16 protein-coding genes are annotated in these 18,346 nt (G+C 40.4%); 10 read left to right on the top strand and 6 right to left on the bottom strand.

Translation table 11 applies throughout. From position 1 onward, the window contains the following. Positions 1-53 precede the first annotated feature (53 nt). From ACY8DX_RS02220 to ACY8DX_RS02230, 3 genes are read left to right on the top strand one after another with little or no spacing between them, the layout of a single operon-like run. On the top strand, positions 54-1,586 hold the full coding sequence (locus ACY8DX_RS02220; RefSeq protein ID WP_439802696.1) for an ABC transporter ATP-binding protein: 1,533 nt from the start codon (positions 54-56) through the stop codon (positions 1,584-1,586). Next, positions 1,579-2,730, top strand: coding sequence for an ABC transporter permease (locus ACY8DX_RS02225; RefSeq protein WP_049672300.1), 1,152 nt, complete (start codon positions 1,579-1,581; stop codon positions 2,728-2,730). The genes ACY8DX_RS02220 and ACY8DX_RS02225 overlap by 8 nt, the downstream gene beginning before the upstream one ends. Next, positions 2,730-3,689: an ABC transporter permease gene (locus ACY8DX_RS02230; protein WP_049672299.1), complete on the top strand. Its 960-nt coding sequence runs from the start codon at positions 2,730-2,732 to the stop codon at positions 3,687-3,689. Before ACY8DX_RS02225 ends, ACY8DX_RS02230 begins: the two co-directional genes overlap by 1 nt. Positions 3,690-3,944: 255 nt before the next feature. Here ACY8DX_RS02230 and ACY8DX_RS02235 read toward each other — a convergent pair whose 3' ends face one another. Then, positions 3,945-6,323, bottom strand: a complete 2,379-nt coding sequence (locus ACY8DX_RS02235) for a penicillin acylase family protein (protein WP_462406881.1) — start codon at positions 6,321-6,323, stop codon at positions 3,945-3,947. Positions 6,324-6,411: 88 nt separating this feature from the next. After that, positions 6,412-7,266 carry a DegV family protein gene (locus tag ACY8DX_RS02240; protein ID WP_049672298.1) on the bottom strand — a complete coding sequence of 285 codons (855 nt, stop codon included), beginning with the start codon at positions 7,264-7,266 and terminating at the stop codon, positions 6,412-6,414. 148 nt (positions 7,267-7,414) lie between these two features. Between ACY8DX_RS02240 and ACY8DX_RS02245 the strand changes: the two genes are divergently transcribed. Beyond that, positions 7,415-7,978, top strand: a complete 564-nt coding sequence (locus ACY8DX_RS02245) for a TetR/AcrR family transcriptional regulator (protein ID WP_049672297.1) — start codon at positions 7,415-7,417, stop codon at positions 7,976-7,978. A 446-nt stretch (positions 7,979-8,424) separates the two neighbouring features. Here the strand turns inward: ACY8DX_RS02245 and ACY8DX_RS02250 are convergent, their stop codons facing one another. Together ACY8DX_RS02250 and ACY8DX_RS02255 are read right to left on the bottom strand one after the other, a co-directional pair. Next, positions 8,425-8,634, bottom strand: coding sequence for a hypothetical protein (locus ACY8DX_RS02250; protein WP_049672296.1), 210 nt, complete (start codon positions 8,632-8,634; stop codon positions 8,425-8,427). Then, on the bottom strand, positions 8,588-8,743 hold the full coding sequence (locus ACY8DX_RS02255; protein ID WP_231589554.1) for a helix-turn-helix transcriptional regulator: 156 nt from the start codon (positions 8,741-8,743) through the stop codon (positions 8,588-8,590). The genes ACY8DX_RS02250 and ACY8DX_RS02255 overlap by 47 nt, the downstream gene beginning before the upstream one ends. A gap of 292 nt (positions 8,744-9,035) precedes the next feature. Between ACY8DX_RS02255 and ACY8DX_RS02260 the strand changes: the two genes are divergently transcribed. The 5 genes from ACY8DX_RS02260 (at position 9,036) to ACY8DX_RS02280 (ending at position 13,168) form a co-directional block, all read left to right on the top strand. Continuing rightward, complete coding sequence (locus ACY8DX_RS02260; protein WP_049672295.1) at positions 9,036-9,803, top strand: alpha/beta fold hydrolase; 768 nt, start codon at positions 9,036-9,038, stop codon at positions 9,801-9,803. Between the two features lie 141 nt (positions 9,804-9,944). Next, on the top strand, positions 9,945-10,529 hold the full coding sequence (locus ACY8DX_RS02265) for a helix-turn-helix domain-containing protein (protein ID WP_049672294.1): 585 nt from the start codon (positions 9,945-9,947) through the stop codon (positions 10,527-10,529). Between the two features lie 150 nt (positions 10,530-10,679). After that, positions 10,680-11,009 (top strand): thioredoxin family protein, encoded by a 330-nt coding sequence (locus ACY8DX_RS02270; RefSeq protein ID WP_462406138.1) that lies wholly within the window; start codon positions 10,680-10,682, stop codon positions 11,007-11,009. Positions 11,010-11,283: 274 nt separating this feature from the next. Continuing rightward, a complete protein-coding gene (locus ACY8DX_RS02275; RefSeq protein ID WP_049672292.1) occupies positions 11,284-12,144 on the top strand; it encodes a DegV family protein in 861 nt (286 codons plus the stop codon). Between the two features lie 103 nt (positions 12,145-12,247). Further along, positions 12,248-13,168, top strand: coding sequence for a ketopantoate reductase family protein (locus tag ACY8DX_RS02280; RefSeq protein ID WP_049672291.1), 921 nt, complete (start codon positions 12,248-12,250; stop codon positions 13,166-13,168). Between the two features lie 57 nt (positions 13,169-13,225). On the opposite strand, the gene ACY8DX_RS02285 is transcribed toward ACY8DX_RS02280, so the two are convergent. After that, positions 13,226-14,395: a hypothetical protein gene (locus ACY8DX_RS02285; RefSeq protein ID WP_049672290.1), complete on the bottom strand. Its 1,170-nt coding sequence runs from the start codon at positions 14,393-14,395 to the stop codon at positions 13,226-13,228. Between the two features lie 227 nt (positions 14,396-14,622). Here ACY8DX_RS02285 and ACY8DX_RS02290 point away from each other — a divergent pair, with 227 nt between their 5' ends. Beyond that, positions 14,623-16,284: a M4 family metallopeptidase gene (locus ACY8DX_RS02290; protein WP_049672289.1), complete on the top strand. Its 1,662-nt coding sequence runs from the start codon at positions 14,623-14,625 to the stop codon at positions 16,282-16,284. A gap of 223 nt (positions 16,285-16,507) precedes the next feature. Here the strand turns inward: ACY8DX_RS02290 and ACY8DX_RS02295 are convergent, their stop codons facing one another. Further along, positions 16,508-18,268 carry a glycoside hydrolase family 3 protein gene (locus tag ACY8DX_RS02295; protein ID WP_462406139.1) on the bottom strand — a complete coding sequence of 587 codons (1,761 nt, stop codon included), beginning with the start codon at positions 18,266-18,268 and terminating at the stop codon, positions 16,508-16,510. Positions 18,269-18,346 lie beyond the last annotated feature (78 nt).

Below are 18,346 nucleotides of genomic sequence, written 5' to 3' on the forward strand. Positions count from 1 at the left end.
TGATAAACTTCTAATTTTTTCCCTTTTAATTATTGTGATAAAGGAGAAGAAAGATGTCTGATTATATTGTAGAGATGAAACATATAACCAAACGCTTTCCTGGAATAGTAGCGAATGATGATGTGTCCATTAGTATAAAAAAAGGAGAAATTTTCGCCTTACTTGGAGAGAATGGTGCGGGTAAATCAACATTGATGAGTATGCTGGGCGGTATGTATGAACCGGATGAAGGGGAAATTTACATCCGGGGTGACAAAGTGGATATCAGTTCGCCTAACCATGCGGCGAAGCTTAATATAGGGATGGTCCATCAGCATTTTAAGTTAGTCTCTGATTATACGATTACAGAGAATATTATTCTAGGAGTTGAGCCGATAAGAAAATTTGCAGGTCTCTTTCCTTACGTTGATATTCGAAATGCTAATCGTAAAATTGAGGAGCTGTCCAAAAGCTTTGGGTTAGAAGTGGATCCTACGAAAAAAATAGCCGATTTGAACGTTTCCATGCAGCAGCGAGTGGAAATTCTAAAGGTGCTTTATCGTGAAGCAGATATCCTTATTTTTGATGAACCGACTGCCGTCTTAACGCCACAAGAAATTGAATTCTTGCTGGGTATTATCAAAGGTCTGCGAGACGGCGGAAAAACCATCATCTTGATTACGCATAAGCTGGAAGAAATCAAGAAAGTGGCAGACCGATGTGCTGTATTGAATAAAGGGAAATTAGTGGATGTATTAGATGTAAAGACGACTTCTGTTAATCATATGGCTCAATTAATGGTTGGCAGAGAGGTAAGCTTTGAAGCTGAGAAGGCGCCTGCTGAGTTTAAAGAGGAAGTATTGAAGGTAGAGCATCTAACGGTAAAAAATGAAGATGGGTTCGAAGTGGTTAAAGATGTTTCGTTTACGATTCGCGGCGGTGAAATATTCGCTATTGCTGGAGTTGCAGATAATGGACAGGTTGAAATAGCGGATGCGATTGCTGGGTTAACAAAGGTCAGCGGCGGAAACATTTTCCTTGGCGGCAAGGATATTACGAATGAAACGATCAGAAACAGAACAGAAGCTGGAATCTCTTATATACCTGAGGACAGGCATAGCTTTGGACTGTTTTTAGATTTTGATTTAGCTACTAATTTAGCCTTAAAGCAGTATTATAAGGAGCCCTACTCTCGTAAGGGAATCCTCAATAAAGAAGAATTTGAGCAATCTGGCAGCAGGCTGATCGATAAATATGATATTAGAAGCGGACAAGGCGTTAAAACGCAAGTTCGTTCGATGAGCGGCGGTAATCAGCAAAAAGCCATCATCGCCAGAGAAATTGAATTGCAATCGCCCCTCATGATTTTTGTTCAGCCAACAAGGGGTGTAGATATTGGTGCAATCGAAAATATCCATAAGATGATCATTAAGGAACGTGACCGTGGAAAAGCGATTCTCCTTATTTCGTTGGAGCTGGATGAAATCATGAATGTAGCGGATACGATAGGAGTTATCTATAATGGCCAGCTTCAAAAGATTGCTAGCAGGGAGTCATTAACGACCAATGAAGTCGGTGAATATATGATGGGGGCAAAGCATGAGTAAAGATAATAAGAATAAAAACTTGCGTAATCGTCTTATTCGGCTAATGAGTAAGGAGAAATGGCAATCAATCTCCATTCCATTAGTCGCCATAATTATGAGTTTTATTGCTGCGGCTATTGTTATCCTTTTAATCGGCAAAAATCCTTTGCAGGCGTTCTGTAACCTATTCCAAGGGGCAGGAATCATGCCGAAGCCATCTTATGCTGGCTATAAAAGCATGCTGACTGATTTCATGAGTTTGTTGAATGCGATGACGCCGCTTTTATTTGCGAGCTTGGCAGTTGCAGTAGCATTTAGAGCGGGTCTATTTAACATTGGGGTTGCCGGCCAAATGCTCGTCTCTGGTTTTTTTGCGACGATTATTGTTGGCTACAGTGGTTTGGATGCGATGATTGCAAAGCCGCTTGTATTACTGATTGGTATCGTCGTCGGTGGACTAATGGGTGGATTAGTAGGCTGGTTAAAATATAAATTCAACATCAATGAAGTCGTATCGACGATTATGTTGAATTATATTGCTCAATATGTCATTAGCTTTTTTATCCAAATGTATTATATTGATCCGGTCTCAAGGCAATCTCAATATATTTCTGAAGCTGCAAGATTAACATTAGTGAATGTCGAAGTAGGGGACCTGAAAATGGATATCCCATTAGGCTTTGGTTTGGCTATCATTACCGCTATTTTAATCAAGTATGTCATGGACAAAACAGTGGTTGGTTTTGATATGAAAGCGGTAGGTTCCAACCGTAATGCTGCCAAATATTCGGGAATCAATGTGGGAAGAAATACAGTCTTAGCCATGGTTATTTCAGGTAGTTTGGCTGGACTTGCAGGTGTTACGTATTATTTAGGTTATTACGCTTCCATACAGCCAAAAGTATTATCAGACATCGGCTTTGATTCCATTGCTGTAGCTCTATTAGGAAATTCTCATCCAATTGGTGTTATTTTTTCTTCATCCCTAATATCAATCATTGATCAGGGTAGCACGTATATGAGTTCACAGGCAGGAATTAGACAAGAAATTTCTTCTGTGATCGTCGGACTGATTCTATTGTTTAGTGCATGTGGTGTATACCTGAAATATAAAATCAGCTGTATGAGTGAAAAAGTAGAGGAACGAAAGGAGCGTAAATCATAATGGATACAGTAATTATTGATGGCTTATCCTTTGCTTTGCCTCTTTTTATGATGGCGATAGGCGGTATATACAGTGAAAAGAGCGGTATTACCAATTTAGCACTTGAAGGCTTTCAAGGGTTTGGGGCATTCATCGGAGCGCTATCAGCTATTTTGATCGCAAATGCGTTTGGTACAGATATTCAAGATTTATTTTATGTGGCATTACTATTTGCCATGGTCGGCGGGATGGTTTTTGCTATTATTCATGCTGTCCTTTGTATTAAGTTTAAGGCCAATCAAGTAATCAGCGGTGTCGTCATTAATATTTTGGCGTTGGCGCTGACTACGTTCTTGACGACACAAATCAATTCGCTTGTCTTTGGAACGGCTTCGGATAAGTTCCAGTTAGGTGTCATGGAGCGGTTTACCATTAGTGGTTTAGCCGATATACCAGTAATAGGTGCGATTTTTACGAATGTGTATCCGTTTGAAGTGATGATCATCGTGATTGCCATTTTTGCTTGGTATCTTTTATACAAAACAAAATTCGGCATACGCTTACGAGCGTGCGGGGAAAATCCTCATTCGGTGGATGCTGCAGGTGTAGATGTAACGAAAATCAGGTTTACAGCCGTTTTGATATCCGGTCTATTATCAGGTCTTGGCGGCATGTGTTTTGCCTATTCCATTTCAGCTAACTTTTCCTCTAGCATTTATATGGGGTATGGATTCTTAGCTATTGCCGCATTGATTTTCGGAAACTGGAAGATTGTCCCGACGCTAGCTGCTTGCCTTTTATTTGGATTTGCGAAATCCGGTGGTGCTTTTATTGCTCAGTCCATGGCATTGCCAAGCAGCTACACTGATCTATTCATGATCCTACCTTATGTAGTAACGTTATTGTTATTAATCTTTTTCTCTAAATCCAACCGTGCTCCGAAAGCATTAGGTGAGATTTATGATAAAGGGAAGAGGTAAATGAAATAAGGCAGCAGTCCCTAGTATGGTATGGGGCTGCTGCCTTATATTTTTTATGTCATATAATAAGCTATCTACCAAGCGCTATCCCAAGGGGATTGCAGCTTGCGCAGTAGGATAATTTGGCCAATATGATATAAATTGTGCATATCGCTGTATCTATCCATTTGGCGCTGGTGATTAGCAAAAGAATTGTTTACTTAATTTTGAGGAAGAAAGGAGTTGCAATCGATGATTGCAGCTCCTCCGCATCCCTTAATTAGGTGACAAGCTTAATGTCTGATCTTCACTGACTGGTTCATTGAGAGTAGTTACATGATAGTCTCCTGTCACCCAATCTTCAAATTGGTTATTATACCATTCGCTTTTGAAATGTCCGGATTGTCCTGGACCAACTATATGATAGGCTTTGCTAAAATCACTTGTGTCAATGACATACCGCCAAGAAGCGCCGTGATTCACTATACCGGTTTCATCATTTCGTCTAGCCGCTTGAACGGTCACGGCACTTCCGCCAACCGGGATGGCATCCCTACTATTGAAAATATGCTGCAGAGGGCTCACTCTTGATAAAGGGTGCGAAAATTGCAGCTTATGCTCATCTCCCCATTGCCATTTGCTCATATCGTCTCCATAACGTTCGGATAATGTGTCGATTGTTTGTTTCAGTGCCTGATGGATGACCTTGGACAAACCGCCGTTATTGTCAATCCAAGGTCCTTCCTCACCTTCATTGGCACGTCGAATGAGCTCGTCAATGACTTGATTTTTGCCTTCAAAGAGGTCCATCATTTCATCTGGAATTTTCTCCCCAAACAAAACATCCGAGATCTCTAGCAGTATGGTCTGGAAGAGCAATGGAGCTGTTTCTGCTTGATCATCTTCAAAATCCCACTTCTTTAGGAGGTTTACGGCCTCTTTTTCTTTTTCACTTAATTTCTGATTTAATAATTGTTCAAGGAAAATTGGAACAAATTCTTCGGCTTGCAGGTTTTTAATATCCATTTGCAAAGCCTTCATATCCTCAACCGTAAATGTTTCTTTCGAGTTCAAAACCTCGAGAATTCGTTGCTGGCGGTAGGGCTGCGCCCATACATTCGAGATATGGTATGGATAGGAATCGTCTACAATCTTATTATTTGCGGTTGCAATAAAACCTTCTTCAGGGTTGATGAGTGTCGGCAATTCATTATGTGGAATATAACCTTCCCACTCATACTCATCATTCCAGCCTGGAACGGGCACTAAGCTTTCGCCCTTTTTTCGAATCGGGATATTCCCTGATGCTTTGTAGGCGATTGTTCCGTCTTTTGCCGCAAATACAAAGTTTGATGAAGGTGCTTTGAAGTGTTCGATTGCTGCATCGAATTCTTCCCAGTTACTTGCCTTATTCATCAAAGGAATGGCTTCTAAATCCTGTGTCGCCTCTAAGGCGGTCCATTTCAAAGAAAGGGCGGTATCGCTTGCGTTATCATGCGCAAATTCTGAAATAACAGGACCATGGCGAGTGACCATTACTTCAAGGTCAATGGCTTTTTGGCCTTTTACTTTTATGGTCTCAGTAATAATCTCTGCGTCTATCCATTCATCATTATATAAATATTGTTCCGGATTATCAGGATTTATTTTTTCTATATACACATCCTGCACATCTGGCCCTACATTTGTAATTCCCCATGCAATATTTTCATTATGTCCGATGATAATGCCTGGAATTCCCGCAAATGTGACACCGCTTATGTTTTGTTCATTTGACTGTAAAGTTGATTGATACCAGATTGATGGCGTCATTAATCCTAGATGCGGGTCATCTGCCAAAAGGGCTGATCCGCTTTCACTTTTCTCTCCACTGATGACCCAGTTATTGCTGCCGTTGAATTCATCGGGAATATGGGCGCTGGCAAAGCTTTGTTCCCAATCAATAGCCCCTTCTTCAATGACAGTCGGTGCTTCCTTTGGATACGCAGGGAATAAATCCATTGCCTCTTCTTCGGTAAAATCGCTTAATAGATAGCTGCGAAAGACTTGGCCTTCCCAATGTCCGCCTAAATCGTAAGCCATGTACTTTACGATTGTTAACGTATCAATGACTGTCCATTCAGAAGGCTCATATCCTAATAAGGTGAACTCAACTGGCAGCTTATTGTCAGAAATGGCTTCTTTCATGAATGTATTCACGCCATCTGCGTAGCTCTGTAGGTACCCCTTCATTTCATCTGAATACCCTTTATAAGAAGCTTCGGCAGCACGCCTTAAGCCAAATGTACGAAAAAATTTATCCTGTTCTACTGAGCTTTCACCGATTACTTCGCTTAATTGCCCTGAGGCCTGCCGTCTGCTTAAATCCATTTGGAAGAGACGGTCCTGTGCCGTTATATAACCTTGTGCCATGTATAAATCATGGTCATTTTTCGCTTTTATATGCGGAACACCTTCTTCATCACGTACAACCGTTACTTTATCTTTTAATCCTTCAAGCTTTATTTCTCCGGAAATTTGCGGCAATGAGCGCTTTGCATACATATTTGCAGCGACAAAAATGACTGAAAGGATAATCACAAGTCCAAGAACAGAAAAACCGATAATCTTTGGCCACCTTCGCTTTTTTCGCGCTGGTTGGCTGGCTATATCCATTTGCATGCAAGTAAGTCCCCCTTAATAAAAATCTATCTTTTTACTATCCAATGTATTAATTCTTAATAGGAGGGAAAATATCCTTCTATCAATTTTTTAGATAAGCAAGTCCTAAGCATCCTGGGCCAGTATGACTGCCAATGGATGGGCCAATCTCCGTGAAGAATACTTGTGAGAAATGCTGGTCCAATTCGAGGTCTGCTTTTAAGGTTAAGGCTCTATCAAGATTATTGGAATGCAAAATACAAATCATTTCCTTTTCTGTTGAGGAGGTCAGAAATCTATCTTTTAATTGCTTGATAGCACCAGAGGTTTTTCTGGCTTTGCAGACAGATTCAATGGTTCCATTGTCTGTAACAGACAGGATTGGCTTAATACCGATGATACCGCCTATTTTGGCGATAGCCGGGTTAAGTCTGCCGCCTCTTGCTAGATAATGCAAATCATTCACATAAAATTCAACGTGGTAGGAATGCTTAGTTTCATTCAGATAATCAACAATCTGGTCGTAGGAATACTTCTCATCTCTCATCATACAAGCCTTGATCACCATCATTCCCATAGCCATAGAAGCGGTTAAGGAATCTATCACGGTAATCCGTTGATCCGGATAGGAATCTAGCAATTCAAGGCATGCCAATCTTATATTATTAAAAGTACAGCTTAATGAACTGGAAAGGGCCACACAAATGACATCATTTCCTTTATCCAGCTCAGCTTTCAGTAAATCCATGGCAGATGAAGGAGAACTGGCGCTTGTTTTAGCAATCTCTCCATTCGCTAATCTTCTATAAAACTCCTCGCTATCCATCATACGTTCTGAGCCATACTCTATGTTATCCTCAAAATGAAAATGAAGAGGGATTAGTTTAATATCATATTTATCGATAACCTCAACAGGGATATCGCAACTTCCATCCGTGATAATTGAAATGTTCTTCATGAAAACCTCCATTAGTTGTTAAACACTGTGTTGTATAAAAGATGTTATCATTGTATAATGAAGCAACCATCACATCAATCAACAATTAACGACAAAATGTAAGTTATTAAACACTATTTCATAACTTGTTTATGAATGGGAGGTAAAAATGGAAGATCGGCGGATAAAATATACTAAAAAAGTAATTAGAGATAAATTTATCGAATTGCTTGAACAAAAACCAATGAATAAGATAACAGTAACCGAGCTATGTTTACAATGTGAAATCAATCGGGCTACATTTTATCGATATTACGATGATGTATATGATTTGATGGAGAAGCTAAAAAGTCAGTATGTTTGTGAACTAAAGGAGGCCATCTCTATTTCAAAAGATGACTATACAATTTCTGGATTTACGAGTGAAATTCTCGAGGTGATTTTGAGGAATAAGGAACTGAGTAGAGTTCTCTTCAGCTTGAAGAACGGGAAAGATTTTTTAAATGATGTCTTGGATATTGCTCATCAGAAATGTGTAGAAAAGTGGAATCGTTATGGGAAAAATGTGCCCCAAGCACAGGTGGGGTATCTATCCACGTTTATTACTGCAGGGACAATAGGGATACTAAATGAATGGATTCAGAATGATTTTAAGGAATCATCTTCTGAGATTGCAAATATGATTGAAGATATCAGTCATTATGGGATTGCAAAAATTATTTATGGAAAGTAATGAAAACAACTATCTTTAGTGACGGTTAGTTGCATAGACTTTTAAACATTGTATGAAATATATGTAGGGAGGATACCCCCAACATCTTATACGTTGCCACATACAATTCACGCACGTTAAGCGTGTAGCATTAATAGAAGAGAAATAGCTTAATTTCAATTGGTTTAGAGAATGTTAAATAAAACGTGAGAATGCTATATCTTCCCTCGAACTAAGGGTTCGGGGTTTTTTTTTATCCCCTAAGTTTTCTAATAGTAAGGGATAACTGCTGACCGATCAGGTTTTTTGGCTACAATAAGATTTTTTGCAGACGGCAACTCTAATCAATAATGAAGGGTAGCTAGGGATGTCAAGAGGGTTATTAAAGATAACCTTAGCTGAATGATTAGTCTATTTATTATTCTGAGATTAAATGGATTTCTCGACCGAGTTCTCTATGATGGAACTCATATCTGCATACCCATAATACTTAACATGCATGACAGCTTTTCCCTTAGAAGCAAATCTTTTAAAACCTTATCCTTATGAACAATCAAGCAATCCAGCTCAGGATGTTCTTCTTCAAAAAAATCTTCTTTCCTCTCTTCATATATACTCGATACGTAGTACTTATTCTCCTTTGAAGGTAATCTGGTATGCTTTCCTTCTGCCATCATCTTGAGCAAGTGTAATAAGACTGTCCTTTTGCATCCTTGATAGTACTCCATAAAGTGTCCTAGGTCCCATATTTACTCTGCCGTTTGAAACCTGTGTAATAGGATGCATGAGTTGATATCCATGGTTTGGACAATTTATGCTAGTAATACCTAATACATTGCTTCAGTCATCGGACTGCCGTTAAATGCCGTCATTTACATTCTTTCATTCGTTTTCAATTTATTATGTAATGCTATATATCGGAAGACAGAATAATGGCGGAAAGAGTTAGGTATGTAAATTTGAAAGAACTAATTGAAAATTTTTATATTGATGGAAACATGTGTAATATATGAAACCAATCCATAGTAGTAATCGTATTAATAGAATAAGATAAAAAACATCAAAGGATGAAACGTACTTGATACATTACAAAATATACAGTCGACAACATAAAGAGTGGGTAGTTCTAGTACATGGAGCTGGCGGGAGTTCAAGTATTTGGTACAAGCAGATTCGTGCTTATCGCAAGCATTTTAATGTGTTGGCGGTGGATTTGAGAGGACACGGTGCTTGTATGATTAAGAATAGCCCGACAAAATATACACTTGATTTAGTTTCTAAAGATATTCTTGATGTGCTAAATTCTCAAGGAATTGAAAAGGCTCATTTTGTTGGAATATCATTAGGGACCATGCTTATTCGCCATTTGGCCGAAACTCATCCTGAGCGTTTCCATTCGATGCTGCTTGCAGGAGCGGTGATTCGAATTACACCGAGATTGCACGTTTTCCTCGGTCTGGCGAATGCATTTAAGAGGATGGTTCCGTTTATATGGTTATATAAAATGTTTGCATGGGTCTTAATGCCACGGAAAACACATCAATCATCGAGGCATCTTTTCATTCAAGAGGCTAAGAAACTCAAGCACAGAGAATTTTTGCGATGGTTAACTTTAACGGCAGGGATTGCAAAGTATTTAGTGAAGATTAATGAAAAGGATACAAGCATTCCGTCTCTATATGTCATGGGAGATGAGGATTATGTCTTTTTAGAGCCAGTCAAGCAGTTAGTGAAAGAACAATCCTCCAGTCAGCTGGTAATCCTCAAAGATAGTGGTCATGTATGTAATGTCGATCAATCTGAGAAATTTAATGAAGTATCGCTGCAATTTTTACGGGCAGTATAACAGTATAAAATGAAGACGAATTCTTGATTATCTGGAATTCGTTTTTTTATGTTTAAAAGATCCTGCATACTGGACTCTACGGAAAGTTTGTTGCGGGAAGATAGCAAGCTCATTATGATGATTATATCTGGAGGTGAATCGATGGATGCCATAAAAATTGGCCAGTTGATTTTGAAACTAAGGAAAGAAAAAGGGATGACGCAAAAGGAGTTGGCAGATCGGATGCACTTATCCGATCGCACCATTTCGAAATGGGAACGCGGTCAAGGCTATCCGGACATATCCTTATTGCCAGAGCTATCGTCTCTCCTTGGTGTAAATATAGAAGATATCCTAGATGGAGATCTTGCTGCGAATGATTTTGTAGGAGGAAATATGAAAAAATCGAATTATCAAGTCTGTCCAACCTGTCATAATATTGTTCTATCAACCGGAAATGCTTCGATATCCTGCTGCGGGAGAAAGCTGGATCCATTAGTACCGAAGAAAGCGACAGAAGAGGAAAAGCTGAAGGTTTCCCAGGTGGAGGATGAATGGTTTATTTCAAGTGATCACCCAATGAAAAAAGACCATTACATTTCCTTTATCGCTTTTGCAACAGGCGACCAGGTGCAGATTATAAAGCAATACCCAGAATGGACTTTGCAAACTCGTCTGCCTAAACGGAAACATGGAACATTACTTTGGTACTGCACTCAGCATGGATTGTTTTATCAATTCATTTAAAGATAGCTGAAAAATCGTTATCAAAGAGATAAATACTAGTCTGCTCCCTTCACCCTCTTGATTCCTTAGGTCTGATGAAAGCATTAAATTTCAAATTCACCTATCGATACCGTTATAATACCGGTAAGGGTATTATAAGGAGCTGAGAGCATGAAGGAAATGAAAGAATTAACATCTCTGAACATGATAGAGGATTTTGTTCAAGAAAATCCGATGAGTTTCTTATATGTGTCAAGGCAGGAGTGCAGTGTCTGTCACGCTGTTTTGCCAAGGGTGAGAGAATTGCTTGATCATTTTCCAGATATTCGTTTAGGGCATATTGATACAAATGCTGTGCCAGAGGTAGCAGCTGCCTATTCCATTTTCACAGTACCAGTGCTTCTGTACTTTATTGAAGGGCAAGAGGTATTGCGGAAAGCGAGATTTATACATTTCGAGGAATTAGCAGAGCAGATAGAAAAAATATATGGTTTGAATTAATAAGAGGCTTGGTTCCTCAAATGAACCCCGGAAAGCAAATGCTTTTCGGGGTTTATGTATTTGCCAGTATATATAAATGCGAAATTTTTGCTATTTTGTCGATATCACACTAATATGTAGGTAAAAATAATAGATTTTTTCTATCTATTTATTGACTATGTTTTATAGTTGTAATACATTTATTATGTAGTAATTGATACTACATGTGTATCTATTTATAGAACTGGTCATACCATTTCACAAATGCCGAATAATTTTAAAGGGGATTAGTCTAATGAATCAAAATCAGCCGAGAATCGCTTGGATTACAGACACAACGTGTACCTTGAGTAAGGAGTATGTTGAGAAACATGAATTAAATATTATTCCGTTGCAAGTGGTTATTGATGGGGTTTCTTATAAAGAAACGATTGATATTACGGATGCGCAATTCTATGAACGAATGGCGACGGAGTCTGTCAGCTTTCAATCATCCCAGCCATCGTTAGGGGAGTTTGTTGAACTATATGAGAAGCTGAAGGAAGAGTATGATTGTGGAATAGCATTCCATTGTTCTAGTAAACTTTCTGGTACGTTTTCCACATCGATGATGGCGGCAGAGCAGGTTGGTTTTAAGCTGTATGCGATTGATACTCGGACTGGATCTTATCCCCATGCGTATTTGCTAATGAAAGGCATTGAGATGTTTAATCAGGGATATGGCCCTGATGAAATCTATCTGAAAATCGAGGAAATGAAAACGAATACACGTCTATTTCTCATTCCAGCTAATCTTAATCAGCTCCACAAAAGCGGACGAGTATCCGGTAGTCAGCGTCTGATAGCGAATCTGCTTAGTATAAAGCCGATTTTATCTGTCGAATATGAGGGTGCAAAGATTAGAGATAAAGTGAGAACGGAAAAGAGGGCTATTAATTATATTTTAGATTTACTGCGAGAAGATATGAAAACCTCTAAGATTAGCAAAATCACAGTGATACATGCTGGTGATGAGGCTAATGCTCGTAAGCTTGAAAACTATATTAAAGAGCAGGAGGAATTCAGTTCCATTCCGACAGACCGAATGATTTTAGTGCCTGTGGCAGGCGTTCATACGGGAGTAGGGACCATCGGAGCCTCCTGGATATGTGAATAAATGAAATTCGTACAAGGCAGCTCTTTAAGGGGCTGTCTTTTTTGTCTGTTGTCAAATATGTTAAAATTTTCTTAAAGTGGAATAAGAGGGAGGCAAGGGAGAAATGGCTATTAAAAAGGTGTCAATCATTGGACTGGGAGCATTAGGGGTTTTATTTGGTCATCATTTATCAAAAAGAATGAGATCAGAGGATTTAAGAATTGTCGCTGATCAGAATCGCATTACGCGGTACGAGAAGGAGAAGGTTTATAGTAATGGGGAGCTTTGTGAATTTCATTACGTGACACCAGAGGAAGAGTGCGGACCAGCAGATCTAGTGATTTTTGCCGTTAAGTTCAATGGGCTGGAAGAAGCAATTCAATCGATGAAAAAGCATGTCGGTGAGGATACAATCATCATCTCATTGCTGAATGGGATTACAAGTGAGTCGATTATTGGCGAAGCATATGGAATGGATAAAGTGCTCTACTGTGTGGCACAAGGGATGGATGCTGTGAAGGTTGGAAATAAGCTGACCTATGACAATATGGGCATGCTCTGCTTTGGCTCGAAGGAACCTGGTGTTATCTCATCTAAAGCGGAGGAACTTGCTGAATTTTTGGAGCAAATGGATGTGGCTTATGAAATAGAGACAGAGATGATGAAAAGACAATGGGGGAAATTCATGCTCAATGTCGGTGTCAACCAAACGGTGGCGGTCTATCAGACGAATTATGGCGGTATCCAACGAGAGGGAGAAGCGAGAGACACGATGATTGCTGCGATGAGAGAGGTCATTGCCTTATCACAGAAGGAAGGCATTGATTTGGCAGAGGAGGACCTTTACTATTGGTTGAACATACTCGGGACATTAGGGCCGAATGGAAAGCCATCAATGGCTCAGGATGCAGAGGCACGTCGGCCTAGCGAGGTAGAATTATTTGCTGGAACTGTCATTGCATTCGGCCGGCAACATCAAATTCCGACACCTGTGAACGAGGAGCTGTATGAGCGAATCAAGGGGATGGAGAAGCAGTATGTATAAACATAAAGAAGGCAGCAAGCCCATATTCATGGGCTGCTGCCTTTTTATTAGCTTTTCTTAAGGGAGTGTCATTTTCTGCTTTCGTGGGTTAGGCTTCATCAGCTCGACCTTAAAAAGCCTCGTAAGCATGACTGCGGCAAAACAGAAAAACCATATACTTTTACTGATTAAAAATGTAATGAAAAGTGTAATAAGCAGATTCTTTCCGTAATCAATGATTGCTAATAAGATGGCTACGTTAATTCCTCTAAAGATGGCGCCAATGAAGGCACCTGCAAAATAGGCGGCTAATAGATATACCCATTGGAGGAGGACCTGCTTCATACTAAATCTTTCCCTGAAATAATAAAAAATGATTAATGGCAACATCAAAGGAATGGGAAAGACAACCATCACATTATTATCGAAATGCTCATTGCTGTTGACAGGCCAGCCGGGTATGAATAGGAGGCTGCATAATAAGCAATAGATCAAGCTCATCCGATAGAAGAAGGCCCCATATTTATCGAGCCGCGCATATCTGCGCTGTCGTTTTTCCCTAATAGCGGCAGGTTCCCATCTACGTCCAGGACTATATTGTCTCTGAAAGGCCGTAAATGGCAGTACGAGCGGATCTCGATTATTCCAATCGTTTAACTCGGTTGTTGAAAAAATCTCATGTAAAACATAGGCATTATATGAAGAAAGGTCGTAATCCGTTGTTTGGATTGGTGTATCCGGAGAGAATTTATCCAGCATTTCTTCAAGCTGCTTTTTCGTTTCTACGCTTATGGATGAGTAGCCCTTCTTCCCATCTTCTGTCCACTCCCATACAAAACGGACTGTTATGTAATAATAGGGTTTACGCGCAATTTTAAAAGCGGAAGGGCCAATAATGATCCGCTCAATTTGATCATAAGAGAGAAAGTGTTCCTTCGTTTCTTGGCGGTCAAAATTGACGAAGTATTGATAAATTCCGTCCTCCTTCATTTCAATGCCATAATCCTCTCTCGGTATACGCGTAACCATTCGTATGAAGAAGATTCCTAGAATGAATAAGATGATTGCTCCAATCGACAGAGCAATCGCCCCTGCCGTAAACTCACTCACATAGGACAGGTAGGCAAACCAAAAAAGGAGGAAGGAGGCTAGAACAACGGTGCTTGTTGCCAAGTACATAACTATTCTTCCGGCCCAGTTCAGCCAAATTCGTCCTTTTTGAGTATGATGGATTTTTTTTAATGCCAAATGAACACAGCCTCCTATTATACTAATTGGCATAATTTTACCACAAAAATGGGGATATCTGGTCTTTTTGCTCTTGGATACTTAAAGCAGGAGGTCATCTATCTAGGCATGAAAACTAGTTATATTTAGCCAGTGGTCACAATTGGTAAATAATTCTAAATATTCATGATATTAATTCTATGTCATTTTATAATGAAAAAAATGCACTTTATTAGGGGGATGAGGGATTGAAGAAGAAATTGATTGTTCCTGTCATATTATCGTCGGCCATGTTGATGAGTTCGCTTCCAGTTGGCAATGTCTTTGCAGCGCCGGTTGATTCGCAGAAGGTGGTCAAGAATTGGAATGAAAAGGCGAGTGTTCCTCTATTCGTGAAAGAGCGTCATGCAGAGAGATTCTCCTCAAGCAATCCTGCCAATGCCCTTAAGTACTTAGAAAAGAACAAAGCAGAGACGGGAATAAGCAATCCGGATAAGAGCTTGAAAGTGAAGGATGTCCAGAAGGATGAGCTTGGGATGACGCATGTTCGATTCAATCAATCAATTAATGGCGTGAATGTTGAAGGGTCTGAAGTGATTGTCCATTTCAATGAGGAGAATGAAGTCGTTTCCGTTAATGGACGGACAAATCAAACACTCGCTACTACCACTGTAGATACGAAAGCCTCCATCAGCAGTGATGCAGCTATTAAGGCTGCCAAGTCTTCTGTAAATGCCTCTAAAGAGCTTACATATGAACCAACCTCAGAGCTCGTTGTTTATCCATTCGAGGGAAAAAACTATACAGCCTATAAGGTCAATGTGAATTTCATGGGAGAAGAGCCTGGCAACTGGTATGTCTTCGTGGATGCGAAATCTGGAGAAATCATTGATCAATATAATGCGTTAATGCATGCGGATGAAAATAAAACGCAGAAAGGTACCGGGCTTGGTGTACATGGGGAACACAGAGAGCTGCACATCACTCGCGTGAAGGAGCCGAATTCCGGAACAAAGTTTGCACTGGCAGATTATGCGCATGCCAATCTGGAGGGTATCGAGACCTATGATGCCAAGAATGATAATACAGCCAGCAATGATACGCTTTATGTCGGAAACTCCGCCTCCTTTAAAAGCGATTATGACCGCGCAGCTGTTGATGCTCATTATAATTCTGAAAAAGTGTACGAGTATTTCTTGAAGGAGCATGGCCGTAATTCTCTTGATGGGGAAGGAATGGCCATTATCTCCAAAGTCCATTATGGCACGAATTACAATAACGCCTCCTGGAACGGGCGCTGGATGACCTATGGCGATGGGGATGGCGAATTCATGATTTCCCTATCAGCAGGACTTGATGTCGCGGCGCATGAGATGACCCACGGTGTCATCAGCCATTCAGCTAACTTGGTGTACCGCAATCAATCTGGCGCACTGAACGAGTCATTTGCAGATGTATTCGGTGCACTCGTGGATGATAGCGATTGGGAAATGGGCGAGGATATTATGGCGCCAGCTGCTAAAGCAGATGGATTTACGGTCCTTCGCAGCCTCCGTGATCCGAACAGCGTCGTTGTCAGCAATGAGCAAAGACGTGCGTACAGCACGAATGGCGGAGTTTATCCAGACCATATGGATGAATTCTATCATATGCCGACATCCGTTGACGGAGGGGGAGTACACGTCAATTCCTCTATCACCAACCATGCCGCATATCTAATCGCGCAAGATATCGGACGTGAGAAGCTAGGGAAAATCTACTACCGTGCATTGACTGTCTACCTAACGCCAAACTCTAATTTCAGCGATGCACGCCAAGCCGTTGTTCAATCAGCGATTGATTTGTATGGAGCGGGAAGTGCGGAAACAGCTGCTGCTAATGCAGGATTTGATTCGGTGGGAATCTATTAATTAATGTTGAACAGGTGGGATGCAGTTTTAGTCCCGCCTGTTTTTTGATTTGAAGTGAGAATGGAACTGAGCTTCTCGGAAAGGTTCGATTGAATAAGGTTTATTGGCGAAAACACGATGGTTATGGGTAAGGGCGAATGCCTAATGATAGGAATAGAATCCGAAACAGAATTCAAAACAAAGAAGCAGGGAATAGGTATCCCTGCTTCTCAATTCTGTGCTATTAAATTCGCGTATCAACAAATCCGCAATAAGCATCAACTGGACTTACCCCTTTAAACTCAGAGCGTCCCATCAATTTCTCGACAAGTACTTCTAATGACTGTCTTCTGCTGTCATACACATTGATGTATGTTTTGACTTGCGGAACATCTGGTAAATGGTACGGATATTGAACAGAAACAAAGATTGTTGGCACTTCATGGATATAGAACGGAATGTCTGGCGTTCCTTTACTTGCAGGCCATACGATTCTTTGAACCGTACCTGGGTTTACATTTGCGATATTGATGATTAGGTCATAATTATCAGTTAGCTCCGTGATTGGTCTCTTTTGAGCATAGACGTTTGCGATAGCTGCTGCTCTTTCCTCTTCTGGAAGCTTCATGATTTTCTCTTCAGTTGATTCCCAAACAGTTACGATGAAACCTTGTGCTTCAAGCAATTCTTTCATCATATCAACCGCTTTTTCTTTACTTCCGATTAGAGCGCCGAATCCGCCCTGAACACCTTTTACGTCAACAAATAGAACGCGTTTGTATTTCTCAGGTGTAACTGGCCAAATATCTTGTTTGTCTTTTACTAGTGTGATGGCTTGATCAGCAACTTCCTTGAACAAGGCTGTGTTTTCTGGAAGTCCAATTTTCGCCATAGCTTCTTCTTTAGGCAGCATAATGTCTGTTTTTGCTTTTTTATGAAGTCCGAGGCTTGCTTTCAAACCAAGAATACGTTCTAGCGCTTCTTGCAAACGTTCTTCTGTGATGATTCCCTTCTTATAGCCGTCCATCATGTAGGCGAAATCTTCATCTGGATCATTGAAGAATAGGAATAAGTCGCAGCCTGCAGCGATGGATGTTGGAAGCAGTTCACTTCTCTTCATAGCGCCAGTTAAGCCGAGCATATGGCTCGCGTCTGTTACGACAACTCCGTTAAATCCTAATTTGCCGCGAAGCAGGTCTGTAGTGATTTCTTTTGATAATGTTGCAGGCATCAAATCTTCATCTTTTTTGCCAGGATTGAAATGTTTCTCATAGGCTGGCAAATGAATATGTCCTGCCATGATGGAAGGCAGACCCGCATCAATTAAGCCTTTGTATACTTTACCGTATGTTGCATCCCATTCTTCTGTAGAGAGGCTGTTTACAGAGAAGGATAAATGCTGGTCGCGCTCATCTACGCCGTCTCCAGGCCAATGTTTTGCTGCTGGAGCAATTCCGCTTTCCTGAATACCCTTCATGTAAGCGAGGCTCATCTCAAGCACTAAATCCGGGTCAGAACCGAATGAACGGCTGGAGATGATTGGGTTACGCCAGTTGTAGTTTATATCTACAATTGGAGCAAAACTCCAGTTACAGCCAATGGCAGATGCTTCAATGCCGGAAACACGTCCCATTTCATATGCCCATTTTGTGTCGTTAGTTGCCCCGATTTTGACTTCTAAACCAACTTCTGTTCCATCCGTACAAGCTCCGTTTCCGCCAGCCTCTGTATTCGCTGCGATTAACAAAGGAATCTTACTTTTCTCTTGCAAGATTTTATTTTGATCATATACTTCTTCCGCTTTTCCAGGGTTATAGCGAACGGCGCCGATATGATATTGATTAACCATGTCTGTTAAATATTCTTCTGTACGGCTAGATCCCATGTTGACAAATAATTGACCGATCTTCTCCTCGATGGTCATAGAGCTGATTGTATCTTGAACCCATTTAATATCATCGTCTGTTAAATTATATGGTTGTGCTTTTAAATTTACTTTACCCATTGATAAAAGCTCCTTTTAAAAAAGTAATGGTTCTTATTGAAACTATACAAGTAACTAGTTTTTAAAGCGCTTTCGTGA

Source organism: Gracilibacillus sp. Marseille-QA3620, from assembly GCF_054950035.1.